The 15,532-nt window shown below is 39.0% G+C and carries 16 protein-coding genes and 1 riboswitch; of the genes, 7 read left to right on the forward strand and 9 right to left on the reverse strand.

Features of this window, described 5'->3' with window-relative positions; translation table 11 throughout:
- The first annotated feature begins 519 nt into the window (after positions 1-519).
- Entirely contained in the window at positions 520-765 is a 246-nt protein-coding gene (locus QJV27_RS06975; protein ID WP_281448215.1) for a DUF3297 family protein, read from the forward strand.
- A gap of 57 nt (positions 766-822) precedes the next feature.
- Here QJV27_RS06975 and QJV27_RS06980 read toward each other — a convergent pair whose 3' ends face one another.
- The 5 genes from QJV27_RS06980 to QJV27_RS07000 all read right to left on the reverse strand — a co-directional run bounded on the left by QJV27_RS06980 (position 823) and on the right by QJV27_RS07000 (position 5,463).
- The gene (locus QJV27_RS06980; RefSeq protein WP_281448216.1) at positions 823-1,560 is read right to left on the reverse strand and encodes a dienelactone hydrolase family protein; all 738 of its coding nucleotides are present in this window, start codon (positions 1,558-1,560) and stop codon (positions 823-825) included.
- A 524-nt stretch (positions 1,561-2,084) separates the two neighbouring features.
- A complete protein-coding gene (locus tag QJV27_RS06985) occupies positions 2,085-2,459 on the reverse strand; it encodes a hypothetical protein (RefSeq protein ID WP_281448217.1) in 375 nt (124 codons plus the stop codon).
- A 343-nt stretch (positions 2,460-2,802) separates the two neighbouring features.
- Positions 2,803-3,177 (reverse strand): fluoride efflux transporter CrcB, encoded by a 375-nt coding sequence (gene crcB / locus QJV27_RS06990; RefSeq protein ID WP_281448218.1) that lies wholly within the window; start codon positions 3,175-3,177, stop codon positions 2,803-2,805.
- Between the two features lie 65 nt (positions 3,178-3,242).
- Positions 3,243-3,307, reverse strand: a riboswitch (Fluoride riboswitch).
- A gap of 106 nt (positions 3,308-3,413) precedes the next feature.
- The gene (locus QJV27_RS06995; RefSeq protein ID WP_281448219.1) at positions 3,414-4,952 is read right to left on the reverse strand and encodes a DegQ family serine endoprotease; all 1,539 of its coding nucleotides are present in this window, start codon (positions 4,950-4,952) and stop codon (positions 3,414-3,416) included.
- A 79-nt stretch (positions 4,953-5,031) separates the two neighbouring features.
- A complete protein-coding gene (locus QJV27_RS07000; protein WP_281448993.1) occupies positions 5,032-5,463 on the reverse strand; it encodes a nucleoside deaminase in 432 nt (143 codons plus the stop codon).
- 229 nt (positions 5,464-5,692) lie between these two features.
- On the opposite strand from QJV27_RS07000, the gene QJV27_RS07005 reads away from it, so the two are divergent.
- From QJV27_RS07005 to QJV27_RS07025, 5 genes are all read left to right on the forward strand, one after another.
- Positions 5,693-6,436: a gamma-glutamyl-gamma-aminobutyrate hydrolase family protein gene (locus QJV27_RS07005; RefSeq protein WP_346771188.1), complete on the forward strand. Its 744-nt coding sequence runs from the start codon at positions 5,693-5,695 to the stop codon at positions 6,434-6,436.
- The gene (locus QJV27_RS07010; protein ID WP_281448220.1) at positions 6,420-7,199 is read left to right on the forward strand and encodes a pseudouridine synthase; all 780 of its coding nucleotides are present in this window, start codon (positions 6,420-6,422) and stop codon (positions 7,197-7,199) included. The genes QJV27_RS07005 and QJV27_RS07010 overlap by 17 nt, the downstream gene beginning before the upstream one ends.
- Before the next feature lie 6 nt (positions 7,200-7,205).
- Positions 7,206-7,763 (forward strand): 16S rRNA (guanine(966)-N(2))-methyltransferase RsmD, encoded by a 558-nt coding sequence (gene rsmD / locus QJV27_RS07015; protein WP_281448221.1) that lies wholly within the window; start codon positions 7,206-7,208, stop codon positions 7,761-7,763.
- 72 nt (positions 7,764-7,835) lie between these two features.
- Complete coding sequence (locus tag QJV27_RS07020; protein WP_281448222.1) at positions 7,836-10,502, forward strand: DNA translocase FtsK; 2,667 nt, start codon at positions 7,836-7,838, stop codon at positions 10,500-10,502.
- A 4-nt stretch (positions 10,503-10,506) separates the two neighbouring features.
- Positions 10,507-11,160 (forward strand): RluA family pseudouridine synthase, encoded by a 654-nt coding sequence (locus QJV27_RS07025; protein ID WP_281448223.1) that lies wholly within the window; start codon positions 10,507-10,509, stop codon positions 11,158-11,160.
- A gap of 53 nt (positions 11,161-11,213) precedes the next feature.
- Here QJV27_RS07025 and rfbD read toward each other — a convergent pair whose 3' ends face one another.
- Genes rfbD through rfbB form a run of 4 tightly spaced genes read right to left on the reverse strand, consistent with a single transcriptional unit; the run spans position 11,214 to position 14,638 of the window.
- Positions 11,214-12,092 (reverse strand): dTDP-4-dehydrorhamnose reductase, encoded by an 879-nt coding sequence (gene rfbD / locus QJV27_RS07030; RefSeq protein ID WP_281448224.1) that lies wholly within the window; start codon positions 12,090-12,092, stop codon positions 11,214-11,216.
- Between the two features lie 12 nt (positions 12,093-12,104).
- Complete coding sequence (rfbC, locus tag QJV27_RS07035) at positions 12,105-12,665, reverse strand: dTDP-4-dehydrorhamnose 3,5-epimerase (RefSeq protein ID WP_281448225.1); 561 nt, start codon at positions 12,663-12,665, stop codon at positions 12,105-12,107.
- A 9-nt stretch (positions 12,666-12,674) separates the two neighbouring features.
- Positions 12,675-13,559 carry a glucose-1-phosphate thymidylyltransferase RfbA gene (gene rfbA, locus QJV27_RS07040; protein WP_281448995.1) on the reverse strand — a complete coding sequence of 295 codons (885 nt, stop codon included), beginning with the start codon at positions 13,557-13,559 and terminating at the stop codon, positions 12,675-12,677.
- A 26-nt stretch (positions 13,560-13,585) separates the two neighbouring features.
- Complete coding sequence (gene rfbB / locus QJV27_RS07045) at positions 13,586-14,638, reverse strand: dTDP-glucose 4,6-dehydratase (RefSeq protein WP_281448226.1); 1,053 nt, start codon at positions 14,636-14,638, stop codon at positions 13,586-13,588.
- Between the two features lie 165 nt (positions 14,639-14,803).
- Here rfbB and QJV27_RS07050 point away from each other — a divergent pair, with 165 nt between their 5' ends.
- Positions 14,804-15,472, forward strand: a complete 669-nt coding sequence (locus QJV27_RS07050) for a histidine phosphatase family protein (protein WP_281448227.1) — start codon at positions 14,804-14,806, stop codon at positions 15,470-15,472.
- The last annotated feature ends 60 nt before the right edge of the window (positions 15,473-15,532 follow it).

Raw genomic sequence — 15,532 nt, forward strand, 5'->3', positions numbered from 1 at the left:
GTGCCAACAGAAGGAACTATAGAGTAATCTCCTATCAATTTTGCTCATAAGTGAAAAGAAATAGGCATGTTTCCCTTGTACTTTCTACCAAATATGATGAATTGCAAATTTCAAAAAACCATGCCTACGATCATTAAAAAATAAATACAGCTTCTCAAATAATATACTAACTTACCTTCAAAAAAATAATCCATCACAAGCAATTTTTATTGCCTCAGTTTCAATATGTCGTGGCAATAGACAATAAGTTATGCTGGGATTTATCTTTCACTTTTGCGATTCACAACAACAGACCACATTGGTAAAATAAGCACATATATGACCTGACCATCCTTATAATTTATTTGAAAATGCTAGTTGTCCAATCATATCGAAGGCATCTATTAAAAAAAATTTTAATCAATATATTTTATAATATTCATCAAGCTTTCTCTTTATAAATAAAATACTTGTCAGAGTGAAAGATTTTTTTGTAATACACGATAACGTATATAGACTAATTCACAAGGAATCTTTTTCATGACGGATACTCTTCCAGATCGTCTTTCTGCCGATCCCACCAGCCCTTATTTTAATGAAGAAATCTTAAACAATGGCGTTGGCATTCGTTTCAAAGGCGTTGAAAAAGACAACGTTTTGGAATATTGCATCAGTGAACAATGGGTTCGTGTTACTGTTGGTAATACAACGACCCGTGACGGCAAACCTATGACTATGAAATTAAGTGGTCCCGTTGAAGCCTATGTTAAAAAAGAAGAAAAATAAATAAATTCAAAAGCATTATATTTCTTAAATTATATAATGCTTTTTCTTTATGTGCCCTTATAAACGTCGCGCAAATAAACGAAGAACCAACCCTATACAAATCTGAAATAATTCTGAGTCGTATCTAGGCCCTTCATCACGCAAAAAAGCATGTTGTGCATTAAATTCATGCCACTCATATGTAGACCCTGCGGCTTGTAACGCCTGCTGAATTTTAATTCTGCCCTCAAAAGGAACATGAGGATCTTGCCTTCCCCATACAAACATGGTTTCGCCTTTTAATTCATCCAAACGATGAATAGTATCATCGGATTGGCCCTGACCCAAAGTTGAATCATGCACGTTCGTTGCATAAAAACAAGCTGCTGCCAAAACATCGGGGTTTAATGCTGCACGCAACGCCAAATGCCCCCCCAAGCAAACACCCATTGTACCAATCTTACCGTTGCAATACGTATAGGTTCTGGCCCATTTAATTACCGCGTCAGCATCAGAATCATAAGCTGAAACAGGTTTTTTAAATTTTAAACAATTACCACGATCAGTTCCCTCTTTATCATAAGCTAAAACTGTACCCAAAGGCTCGTATTCATGATACACTTCTGGAACAAGAACGATATATCCTTGTCCAGCAATATAGGCGGCTAATCGTCGAATAGGTTGCGTTACTTGGTAAATTTCTGAATAAAAAATAACTGCTGAATATTTTCCCTCCGTAGCAGGACGAAAAACATGACAACGCATTGTACCCGTCGGTGTTTCAAGATCAATGGTCTCGTCAGTCTGAATAATCATATTTTATTCACTTTCTCTTAATAAAAATAATATCAAAATATACAATTAGATTTATTTAATACCTCTAATGATCCTTCATTGTCACTGTTAAGCACAATTAAACACAATTTTCTTTAAATAAAATACACAAAACTTAAAACCGAAGAAAATCGTGATTTTTCGTATCAATCATTTTTAGATGAACATGCCATATATCAACAAATAATATCTGAGATTATGATCTAATAATCATAAATAAAACGATCTAAAAACTCGTGTACAATTTATTATTACTTATTTTGTGTGATACTGGATTGAATATGAAATAAGAATAATTATTTCTTTAGATTGGTACACAGCCTTGTACCAATTAATATTGTTATTTCCTTAGCCACCATAATAAACTTATGATGAATTAAAAGTAAATAAATACTTCAATAAAATATTAGACAATAGAAATAAATAAAAATATTTCAAGCCAACACCACTTTTATAAAATATAGCATCTATTGACTTGAATCTTCATACTATGAAATCATTCGATTTTACAATAATGGAATTGGAATAAAGCAATCTAAACCAGCGAGAAGACCACCAACAGCAGTTAAAGCAATTCCTGCGGCCATACCTCCAAATCCTGCAACGGCACCTGCAATCCCTGCGGCTGCGGCTGCGGCCCCAGCTGCAACTAAGGGAACACCAGCAACGGTCAAGCTGGATCCAAAAGCCGAAGCAATCAAACCAATCCCTGCTGCGCCAACGCCAGCCACACCGACAAGCGCTGCTAGACCACCAGCGACAGCTCCAACAGGGATAAGTGGAATTCCTGCCCCTAGCCCTAGGCCACCAAGAAGACCTACGATTCCTAAAAAGCCACCTGTGACTTCAGTTACTTCTATATTCGTTAGTTCTCTTATCATGATTTTATCCTTACGATAATAAATATAGTAACAAAACAACCATAGTTTCTTAGATAAAATAAGTCACAATAGTGCCTGTTACATTAACACAATAAAATTATAACATAGTAAAATCAAGTTATTTTCAATTAAATATTACTTATTAGTAAATAATTAATACTAAATTAATAGTAAATTAATAGTAAATTAATAATATTAATATTTAATTTACATAAAGTATTATATCAATTATTATGAATATTATATTAATCATTATTCTATTTATTTTTAACAATCATGTTAAATTTAATTATTTTATTTTATATACTCTATTTTTATAATATATTTAATTTTTTTTCACAATTTAGCGAAAAGAGTATACTGTCATCATGCCTAATATCGTTAAAAGAACGGAACATAAAACATGAACCACGATTTCAGTTCCAGCCCACAAAAACCGTCCTTGTTGTAATGACAGTACCACCTCGGAAGAAAAAGAAGAAAACGTCGACAATCCCCCTAAAAATCCTGTAATCACAAACAAACGCCACGGAACCAATGCAGGGATCATTGTAAAAAGAGCAACCGCCACACCAATTAAATACCCAGCAATACAATTTGCTGCCAACGTCCCCAAAGGTAAATAAGGAAACAGACCATTTAGCCAGTTCCCTAATCCCCAGCGCATCAAACAGCCTAATGCACCACCGACACTGATCATTACAATTGAATTTATCATTTTATGTCCTATCTAAAATTTACATAGCCAGATAGGTACAAGATCCACGTCCCACCCCAATACCGGCCTACGTAGATATCATCAACCGCAAATGCGGCGGTTCAGGAGGAATATCATCTCCCATTTAATTTTAATATTTCTCTTTTAATTCACGACAAAAAAACTGTCAAATTGTTCATTAAAAAAAAGCCAAACTTATAAGTTTGGCTTCAAATATAAATAAATACTATCTTGAATTATTCGCCATCGGCCGTGCTAACAGGAACAAATAATGCTTGATTACCGCGCAGAACCCGTAACAGAACCGTTGTATCTTTTTTTAAAGCATCATGAACGGCACTGATAGCCGCCTTTGGGTTATCAATGTCACGATTATCAACTGAAACAATAACATCTCCTGGTTGTAATCCAGCCTTATCCGCTGGTGAACCATTGGTTATACCGCTGATAACAACGCCTTTAACCTTATCATCAACCCCGACTTGCTGTCTTACTTCTGGGGTAAGAGGGGATAAAGCAACGCCAAGATTACCTGGTTTATTTACAACCTCTTTACTGTCTGGTTTATTATCGTTTAAATTAGCAATTTGTACTTTGATCTCTTTTTTAATCCCATCACGTTGAACATTAAATGTCACCGTTGTTCCTGGAGCGATTGAGGCCACTCGTACGGCTAGATCCCGCGGACTATCAACTGTTTTTCCATTCAGTGATAAAAGAACATCCCCCACTTTTAATCCACTTTTTTCAGCAGGACTGCCAGGGGAAATAGAAGCAATTAATGCACCATCTGGTGTTTTTCCATGGTCTGGTGCTGGCAATTTAAGTGCTTTCACCATTGACGGTGTAATCGCTTGTGCAGCCACCCCCAAATAGCCTCTTGTTACGTGACCATTCTTTTCCAATTGGCCAATAATGTTCTTAACTGTGTTGGATGGAATAGCAAAACCAATACCAATAGATCCCCCTGAAGGTGACAAAATGGCCGTATTAACTCCGACAACTTTACCATCTTGAGAGAACAAAGGCCCACCAGAATTTCCACGATTAATCGGAGCATCTATCTGAATAAAAGAATCGTATGGGCCATCCCCAATATCACGCCCCCGTGCAGAAACGATACCAGCCGTCACCGTTCCACCTAAACCATATGGATCCCCTACAGCAATAACCCATTCACCAGGTTCGATACCATTAGAATCCCCTAATTGGATGAAAGGAAAGGGTTTGTCTGATTGGATTTTAAGTAAGGCAAGATCTGTCTTTGGGTCGCGACCAATTACTTTTGCTTGATATTTTGAACCATCATCTAAAGATACCGTAATCTTCTTTGCATCTTTAACTACATGGTTGTTGGTGACAATATATCCATTGGGGGAAATAATAAAACCTGATCCCCGTCCCTCTATAATCTGTTTAGGCATTTGCTGTGGAAACATAGGGAACGGAAATGGAATTCCTCCCTGAAAGCTATTTCCATCAGGAAATCCCCCAATCACTTGTTCATCACCCCCGACAGCCATTTGCGTCGTAATTGACACCACCGCTGGTTTAACCTGCTTTACCAAATTGACAAAATTCGGCAAGTTCTGTGCGGAAGTTACCGGCTTGATTGCACCAGCATGATTATTTAAAATATCGGCAGCCTTAACCTGATAACACCCAATAGATAGAGAGCTACCTAAAAACAAGGAAGCCATTAACCCTTGTTTTACATATGGGGTTATCCCAGAAAAAACTTTAATCGTTTTACCTTTTTGAAAAAGATTGATCATTTATCACCTATTTTTAAACGCATTCAAATGAACACAACCTTTAATATGAGTAGTAATTATGGCAAAAATTAACAAGAGTTTAGCGCAGCTGCTGAAAAAAAAATTTTAATAATTTTTGACTGGCCTGCTCTTGGACACCACCTATAATTTCAGGCTTATGCAACGTTTGACGATGTGAAAACACACATGCACCATGCTCTATTCCCCCACCCTTAGGATCGTAAGCGCCAAAAACAATACGATCTACTCGGTAGTGCGACGCAGCCCCTGCACACATTGAACAGGGTTCTAGAGTTACCACCAATGTACATCCAATCAATCGTTTTTGCCCCAACAATTCGCATGCCTGCTGCAACGCTAAAATTTCGGCATGTTTTGTTGGATTTTGTTGGTTTTCTACCTGATTAATGGCTTGGGCAATGATATTTCCATGTTTATCAATAACTAAAGCCCCAACAGGAATTTCACCGGTATCACAGGCATGCTGCGCCAATTTTAAAGCTATATCCATTTTCCAAAAAGAAACCTGTTCTTTTTTCACCCATATATCCTTTACCAACATATTATTTTATTAAATGTTTCTAAAGATGATGTCATATTGCATTCTCTAATCGAGCCAATATTTACTGCAAAAAAAATATATCTTCGATAAATTTAAAAGAGACTTTGACAAAAAGAAATCTTATTCTTAAAAAACAAATAGATCTTTCATCTTATTTGCTGTGAAAAGCCATTTATACATGATCCCTCAATCCTTACCCCTTATCGGTATTACCCTTGATATCTTACCAGGCTCTTCATCTGCATATTCTCATTATCCATGGTTAGCACTCAGAAAAAATTACACAACCATCACCACTGAGGCAGGCGGGATTCCCATTGGTCTTACCCCTGTTCCTTCGAAAACAGTTCCTTTTTTATTAGATAAAATTGACGGATTAATTGTTAGTGGAGGCAATTTCGACATTCCGCCTTATCTTTATAGTGAACATAAAATTTACAATCATACTCAGTTAAACGAAGCTCGTACGCTGTTCGAACTGCAATTATTACAAGAGGCATGGAAACGTAACATGCCAGTATTAGGTATTTGTGGGGGTGCACAATTAATGGCGGTCATGCTGGGGGGCAGTTTATATCAACATTTACCAGATGATGTCCCTGATGCCTTGCCCCATGAACAAGACCTTCCCCCTCATCAAGGCAGTCACAGTGTTTTAATTCAGCCAGATTCTATTTTATCTTCCCTCAGTCAACGCACATCGTGGGCAGTTAACTCTTCACATCATCAAGCTATTAAATCCCCAGGAACCGGTAAGATCAGTGCCGTTGCTGAAGATAATATTATCGAAGCGATCGAAGATCCGTCACGTGATTTTTTACTTGGTGTACAATGGCACCCTGAATTTGCCATTGAATATCCCGATCGTAAAATATTCTCTGCTTTAATTTCCAAGGCTAAACTTTATGCACAAAACAAATGATACTCCTTCATCACCCCTACCTGAACCCAAAGGCGAGCGTATTGCCAAATGGTTGGCACGTGCGGGTGTGGCCTCGCGTCGTGAAGCAGAAGCAATTATTCAAGAGGGAAAAGTATATCTGAATAATGTATTGGTTACCCAACCTGCGACTTTTGTTCAGGAAAACGATATTATAAAGGTTAATGGGGAAATTATTTCTACCCCCGAACGCACTCGTTTGTGGCGTTATCATAAACCTTTAGGCTTAATTACAACTCACAAAGATCCAGAGGGTCGTAAGACCGTTTTTGATTCATTGCCCACTTTTATGCCCAGAGTTATCAGTGTGGGGAGGTTGGATTTAAATAGTGAGGGACTACTACTGCTAACCAATGATGGTTCACTGGCCAGAAAATTGGAATTGCCCAGCAATAATTGGGTCAGGCGATATAGAGTGCGGGTTTTTGGCAATATCATACCTGAAAAACTTAATCTACTAAAAAAAGGAGTAACCGTAGAGGGTACACACTATGCCCCGATGGGAATAACAATAGATTCACAAAAAAACAATAACTCTTGGCTTACCGTTTCCCTTCAAGAAGGACGTAATCGAGAAATTAGAAAAGTTATGCAATATATTGATTTACAAGTAAATCGCCTGATCCGTATTGCGTATGGTCCTTTTCAATTAGGGACATTGGCAAAAGGGGAACTTGATGAAATCTCTTTTAAAGTTATCAAAGAGCAAGTAGGGCTTCCTACAACTTCTAGTTCAAAAAAGTAAATACTAATGCGTATTATTGCCGGAAAATACAAAGGCACAACATTATATGCCCCACCAGGCAAGGAAACACGTCCCACCGCGGATCGTGCCAGACAAACTTTGTTTGATATTTTGCTACACGCACCGTGGGCTGATAGGTCATTTGTCGAACAAGCCGTTATTTTGGATGCTTTTGCTGGTACCGGGGCGATTGGATTAGAAGCATTGTCCAGAGGGGCACAAAAAGCTTACTTTTTTGAAAAAAATACTAAGACCTTATCTTTCTTGGAAAAAAACATTCAACTTTGCCGTGCAAATCTCAATACAATCTTGTATAAAGATGTTTTGTTACCGCCATTGGTGCATACACCCTGTAATCTTGCTTTTTTTGATCCACCTTATCAACAGAATTTGGTCCCTCAGGCAATAAAAAATTTGGAAAATAAAAACTGGTTTTCAAAAGAAACATTAATTGTTACAGAAACAGCTGTTAATGAAGCTCTATCTTTGGATTCTTCATTCAGTTTACTTGACGAACGCAAAGTTGGCGCTGCCTGCTTAAGGTTCTGGAAAAAAACGATATGAATATGATATTGTAAAACTTTGATTTTACTTTTTTTGTTCAAATAACTCTATAATTTTAATGGATAAACAGTTGTGATTGGCCGTCATAAAGAAAAAATCATCTCCTCTGAATTACAATCTGCACTGGGTAAAAGGATTACTCAATGCAGTGGCTGGATTCTCTGGGTATTTGCTCTATTATTGACATTAGCTCTAATCAGCTACAATCCTTCCGATCCTTCTTTTAATACATCTTCAAATCAACCCCCAACCAATTTACTAGGGTACGTTGGTGCACATCTTTCAGATGCTTTATTTCAATGGGTAGGCATAGCAAGCTTTTTCCCTGTTGTTGTTTTTTTGGCGTGGGGATGGCGGATTATACGTCACCAACATTTAAGAGGATTTATTATACGGATCATTGCGATGATCTGTGCCATTCCTGTATCTGCTGCAGTTATTGCCGCCATTCCTTTATTTATCGCAGACAATTATGTTCCTCAATGGCCCAGTCAATCAGGTATAGGAGGATCAGTAGGATTTGTAATCGCACAAACCTCGTTTACCGCGGCCCATGATGCACTAGGATTATTGGGAAAAATTCTGATATGGATATTGGGAATTATTTTATCCGTATTGCTTATCCCCTTATCTATGGGACTTTCAAAACAAGAATGGCAACGAATTATAAATTTCCTTCATCGCATCGTTGCAACTATCATATACGTCTTCTCTAAGAAGAAAAAAGAAGCCTCTGAATCTGATCGCTATACAAACAGCACTTACTCAGCGCCTGTACGTACTTATAACAAGTCACCGTTTCAATCAGATCCAAACACGATTTATGACCAAGATTATATCCCCCCCTCTTATCAAGAGTCCATTCGGTCAACGACCCAAAATCCTCATCCTACTCCCAAAAAACAAACAGCCTCATCGCTTGCCCCCGACAATACCCCTATTTTTGATCCACAAGATCTAAACGATAAAAACGAGCAAGCATCAACATCCTACTCATCTACCGTACAAAATTCAGCATCACAAACAGCATCACCCCCTGTAGAAATTCCACGACCTGCTGAATATTCTCAGCCAAACCCTGTTGTACCGCCAAAACCAAAAGGTATTTTTTCTTTACTTAACAAACCAATCAAAGAGCACCTAGCTCCAATTAAAGAACATCTAACCCCTATCAAGGAAACAATACAAGCTGCTGATCCTTATAAAGAACCTCAACATTATGTCGCTGAAAATGCGTGGTCTTTTCCACCCGTGTCTTTGCTAAGTCAAAACCCTAATGCGACAAGCGGTGGCCCGACCCAAGAAATGTTGCAAGCCAATGCCCGCATGTTAGAAACAATTTTGGATGATTACGGGGTAAAAGGAACCATTGGCGAGATTTTATGCGGCCCCGTGGTAACATTATATGAGTTAGAGCCCGCACCAGGTATTCGTTCAGCCAGAGTAATAGGATTGGCTGATGACATTGCTCGATCTTTATCTGTTATTTCCGTACGTATTGCAACCGTTCCAGGGCGTAATATTATCGGAATTGAAGTACCCAATTCAAGCAGAGAAATGGTTTACTTTTCTGATATGTTAACCAGTGAAGCATGGCATCGACACACAGCAAAACTTTGCCTAGCGTTGGGAAAAAATATTTTTGGTGAACCTATTTATACCAATCTTGCTAAAATGCCGCACCTTCTAATCGCAGGGACGACAGGTTCTGGTAAGTCTGTTGGGGTCAATGCCATGATTTTATCCCTTTTATATCGGTTATCCCCTGATGAATGTAGGCTGATTTTAATTGATCCCAAAATGTTGGAACTTTCTGTATATGAAGGGATTCCCCATCTATTAACCCCAGTGGTTACCGATCCACACAAAGCACTATCGGCATTAAAATGGGCCGTTCGTGAAATGGAACGACGGTATCGTTTAATGTCTCAATTAGGTGTTCGAAATATTGATGGATATAATCAACGCATCACCAATGCCCGCAACCAAAGCAAAGTCATGACCCGTCGCGTTCAGACGGGTTTTGATCCTGAAACAGGAAAACCAACCTTTGAAGAACAACAAATACCCTTAGAACATTTTCCATATATCGTTGTAATCATCGATGAAATGGCTGATTTAATGATGGTTGCGGGTAAAGATATTGAAGCGGCAGTTCAGCGCTTGGCGCAAATGGCACGTGCTGCGGGAATTCATGTTATCATGGCAACCCAACGCCCGTCTGTTGATGTAATCACAGGAACCATTAAAGCAAACTTCCCCACCCGCATATCCTTCCAAGTGATCAGTAAATTTGATAGCCGTACAATTCTAGGTGAGCAAGGTGCCGAGCAACTGCTAGGCCAAGGGGATATGTTATTTATGCAAGCTGGCGGACGCATTAAACGTATACATGGTCCCTTTGTTTCTGATGATGAAGTCGACAAGGTTGTTCAACATTTGCGCCAACAGGGTGAACCTATTTATGTCGAGGATGTAACTGCGGAGCCTGTTGAAGAAAATAATAATGGAAATGGCCGCTCTGGCGGTGGCAACGGGGATGATGATTTATATAACCAAGCAATAGCCTTGGTTGTACGTGAAGGAAAAGCGTCAACCTCTTTCATCCAACGTCATTTATCCATAGGGTATAATCGTGCAGCCAAAATTATTGAACAAATGGAAAAAGAGCGCATCGTAAGTCCTGCAAACCATGTGGGTAAACGTGAAATCTTGATTAATAAAGCCCCAGAAGACTAATATTGTGCTCCCTTTTCCTATTTTATTTGAAAATAATTACTTTATTATCATTAATAAACCTTCGGGTATGCCTGTATATACTACTAAACATACCCAACAAGCAAAATCTGTTGAAGATTTCTTCCCCTTACTTTCTAAACGTAAAGAGGGCCCGTGGTTAGTACATCGTTTGGATCAAGATACTGCAGGATGTTTACTAATCGCCTTACGCAAACAGGCATTAATTCAAGCGCAACGTTGTTTTGAAAAAAAACAAGTTACTAAAACCTATTGGGCAATTGTTCAAGGAAAACCGAAAACTCTTGCAGGAACTATTCAAGCACCGCTCTTAAAAACGATCATAAACAAAACGTGGAAAATAATTGTAGACCCTAAGGGGCAAAAAGCCATAACCATGTGGAAACTGCTAGGTAGTAACGGCACCATTAGCTGCTTAGAGCTCACTTTATTAACAGGACGAACACATCAGGCACGTGTACATTGTGCCTATATAGGTCATCCCATAGTTGGTGACCCCATCTATAGCCCCAACGCACGAACACATCATTCGTTACAGTTGCTCAGCCGTTCTATTCAGTTACCACTCTCCCCTCCCCTTCATGCTGTGGCTGACCCTGAGCTATCAATGCGTGAACTTTTAAAGGCCTGTAACCTATAAAAAAAGCCCCAAGTAACATTATGGGGCTTTTGAAGATCATTATTTAAAGAAAATTAAGCTGAAAACAGTGTCTTTACAACCTTTTCAACGCTGTCTTGCCATCTAGGCAGACGAACCTGAAAAACATCCTTTAATTTATCCGTATTTAAACGGGAATCCTGTGGGCGTTTTGCAGGCGTTGGCCAATCTTCAGTTTTAATTGCGGTGACTTCTGGCATCTTTTGACCATATTTCGTAGCTTGTTGCAATGTATACACTGCCAAATCATACCAAGTTGCATCACCCGTACCAACGGCATGATAAATACCTGTCCAGTCTTCATCCCATGTTTTTGTTAATATACGATCAGCAATAGACATAATAACCACAGCCAAATCATCAGAGCAAGTCGGATTACCACACTGGTCGCCCACGACCTTTAATGCAGGATTTTTAGCACCAGCATTGATCATTGTACGGACAAAATTCTTACCATGAGCAGAATAAACCCAAGCCGTTCTTAAAATTACAGCCTTGGAATGCGCGCTTAAAATCGCTTGTTCACCCTCTGCTTTACTTGCGCCATAAACCGTTTGAGGAGAAATAGGATCGCTCTCAACATACGGAGATCCCTTATCACCTGCAAATACATAGTCCGTTGAAATATGAATTAACGGAATATCATATACTGCACAAAGTTTAGCCAATTGCGCAGGGCCGTCACGATTAACTAAATAGGCATCTTCCTGACTGGTTTCTGCTGCATCGACTGCAGTCCAAGCAGCAGTATTAATAATTAGATCAGTTTTTTTACCTTGAAAAACAGCTTTTAATGTTTCTGGCTGCGTGAAATCAAAATCAGGGCGCCCAACAAACGTTAAACGTGCATCGTTCAAATTTTGCAAAGATGTTGCCAGCTGACCGTTCTTTCCACCAATGACTAAAATCGTCATTACTCTTCTCCTTTATGGATATGAAAACCAACCTTCAGCAGCATCAAAACCTGGATTTTGTGCGTCTTTGTCAGACAAAATGGCTTCATCTTCTCGAATTGGCCAATCAATTGCCAATTTTTTACAATTCCATTTAACTGCACGTTCACTGGCTTTGTTGTATAATCCAGTACATTTATACTGCACCATTACATTACCTGTTAAAGTACAAAACCCATGCAAAAATCCAGGTGGAATCCAAAGTTGTGACCAGTTATCACTGGAAAGTTCTGCACCAACCCATTTCCCATAAGTCGGTGATCCCGTTCTGGCATCAATCGCAACATCCCAGATAGCCCCTTGGGTACACCGTACTAATTTCCCCTGAGCGTGAGGGGCCAATTGACAATGCAGTCCACGCACAACGCCACGTTCTACAGATAAACTCTGATTATCTTGAACGAATGGCAAATTAATCCCAGCCTCTTTCAGACGTTCTGCATTATAGGTTTCGGAAAAAAATCCACGATTGTCCTGAAAGCGAGGTGGCGTGATTAAAACAACCTCAGGAATAGCTAAACGTTCAATTTTCATATTTATATCCTATTTTTTAAAATGAGGTGCTTCATCAGCTAACTCAAATAACATACGGCCAAGTTCAGTCTTATGAACCCTTTTGGCTAGTTCACGTAATTGATTTGCATCAATAAAACCACGACGAAAAGCCACCTCTTCGGGGGATCCTACCAGCATCCCTTGACGAGATTGAATGGTTTGTACGAATGTACCCGCTTGCATTAAACTGTCAGGCATCCCAGCATCCAACCATGCACAGCCACGCCCCAGCCGTTCAACACGTAAATCACCATTTTCTAAATAAATCTTATTTAAATCGGTTATTTCGTACTCTCCTCGAGGGGATAATTTGATTTGTTTAGCATATTCTGTGACTTTTGAATCGTAAAAATACAAACCCGTCACTGCCCAGTTTGAAGGAGGATCCAACGGCTTCTCAATAATCTGTTCGGCCTTACCTTCTTCATCAAAAGAAACCACACCATACCGCTCTGGATCACGCACCTGATAAGCAAAAACAGTAGCACCTTGAACACGTTGAGCAGCCTGTTGTAACAAAACACTCAGGTGATCGGCAAAAATTAAGTTATCCCCCAGTACTAGCGCGCACGGTGATTTATTTAACCAATCCTCTGCCAAAATAAAAGCTTGTGCCAAACCATCGGGCTTGGGCTGAATACAATATTCGAACTTTACCCCCCAATCAGAACCATCCCCCAGTAACCGTTTAAATTGTGGAAGATCTTGGGGTGTAGAAATAATCATTATATCTCGAATACCCGCCAACATCAGAGTTGATAGCGGATAATACACCATTGGTTTGTCATAAACGGGCAATAACTGTTTACTAGAAGCTAAAGTCAACGGATGAAGGCGAGTTCCAGACCCACCTGCTAATACAATACCTTTCATAGGTTTTTCTTGCATGAGGCGGTTCCTTATTTCACACCAAGGCGTTGACCATTATATCGTTTATCACGAATGGATTTCCACCAATTCTGATTATCCAGATACCACTGTACGGTTTTACGAATCCCTGTTTCGAAAGTATGTTCTGCTCTCCAATTAAAGGATCGTTGGGCATGTGAAGGATCAATTTCATAGCGAAAATCATGACCAGGACGGTCACCAACAAACGTAATCAACCGCTCGTATTTTCCTTGAGGGTCTGGCTTTAATTCGTCCAAAATGTCGCAAATTGCTTTGACGACTTCTAGGTTTGTTCTTGGCTGTTGTGCACCAATTGCGTAGGTTTCACCAGGTTTTCCCTGTTCAACTGCCTTAACCAATGCTACGGCATGGTCTTCGACAAATAACCAATCGCGAATATTGTCACCTTTACCGTATACAGGTAATGGTTTCCCTTCTAACGCATTGATAATAATCAAAGGAATTAATTTTTCAGGGAAATGCCAGATCCCATAATTATTAGTTGTATTCGTAACAAAGGTCGGTAAGCCATAAGTATGGTGCCAAGCACGCACTAAGTGATCTGACGCTGCTTTTGAGGCTGAATAGGGACTACGTGGATCATAGGGCGTTGTTTCTGTGAATGGTTCATCGTCAAGTTCGAGAGCCCCGAACACCTCATCTGTGGAAATATGATGAAAACGGAACTGTTCCTTTTTGTCAGTTGGTAGCCCTTTCCAATATTCATATGCCACATTTAATAACGTATAAGTACCAACAATATTGGTCTCGATAAAAACGCCTGGACCATCGATCGAACGATCAACATGGGATTCTGCTGCCAAATGCATCACGGCATCAGGTTTATATTGCTCGAACACCTTTTTCAAAGCGTGAGCATCGGTTATATTAACATGGCAAAAAGCATATCGATCGCTTTTATCAATCTCAGCTACTGTCTCCAAAGACGCTGAATACGTCAACGCGTCAACATTTACGACATGATGCTGTGTATTACGAATTAAATGACGAACTACCGCAGAGCCAATAAAACCACACCCGCCAGTTACAAGAATTTGCATATTAGGACTTACCTTAACCTGATAAATTTAGGATTGTTAATATATTTAATAATTTTAAAAAATAATATCAACTCATTTGATTTTGTTCTTAAAAACATTTTTTTCTTTTCTATTATATTCTGATATAAAATAATTAATATTTTTATATAATAATGAAATTCAATTATGTCTAAATCCACATATCAATTTATAGATAATACTCAATTCCTGCAAAATACAACTCGCTTTTGGTTTGTTCGTCATGCCATTGTTAATTCTCAAGATCGATCCTATTTATATGGCACAAAAAATGTGTCAATTTGCCCTGATTATGTAGAACAACAACGCCCCATCTATCGCCACCTAGCAAATAGATTACCCCAAACACCGCACTGGTTTGTGACCTCTCTCTCAAGAACATACGACACTGCTAAAAATATCCAAAAAGCAGGGTATGGACACCAAGACTTACAAATTGAAGATGCTTTTTTAGAACAAAATTTGGGAGAATGGCAAGGACTCCCCCATGATGTGGCGGCCAAACATTACACGCACCCACCGCATCCTTTTTGGCCATTTTGTGCAGAAGAGTGCCCACCAAAAGGCGAAAGCATGCACGATGTTGAAAAGCGCATTGCTCCAAAGTTGGAAGAATTTTCAACACAATATCTAGGCCAAGATGTTATCATCATTTCACATGGCGGCGCAATTAGAGCAGCACTCGGTTATGCTTTAAAAATCTCCTTAAATACTGTTTTATCATTTTCTATCTACAACCTTTCAATCACAGTTTTAGAAAGCAATCAACATCATTGGAGAGCAATATCCATAAATGAATTTCCATTTTCAGTTTAAAAAATTTTATAAAACTACAATACAAGATTATTTTTATGAAAGCTTATACTTAAGAAACAG

The organism is Commensalibacter oyaizuii (assembly GCF_029953265.1).
Taxonomy (GTDB): Bacteria; Pseudomonadota; Alphaproteobacteria; order Acetobacterales; family Acetobacteraceae; genus Commensalibacter; species Commensalibacter oyaizuii.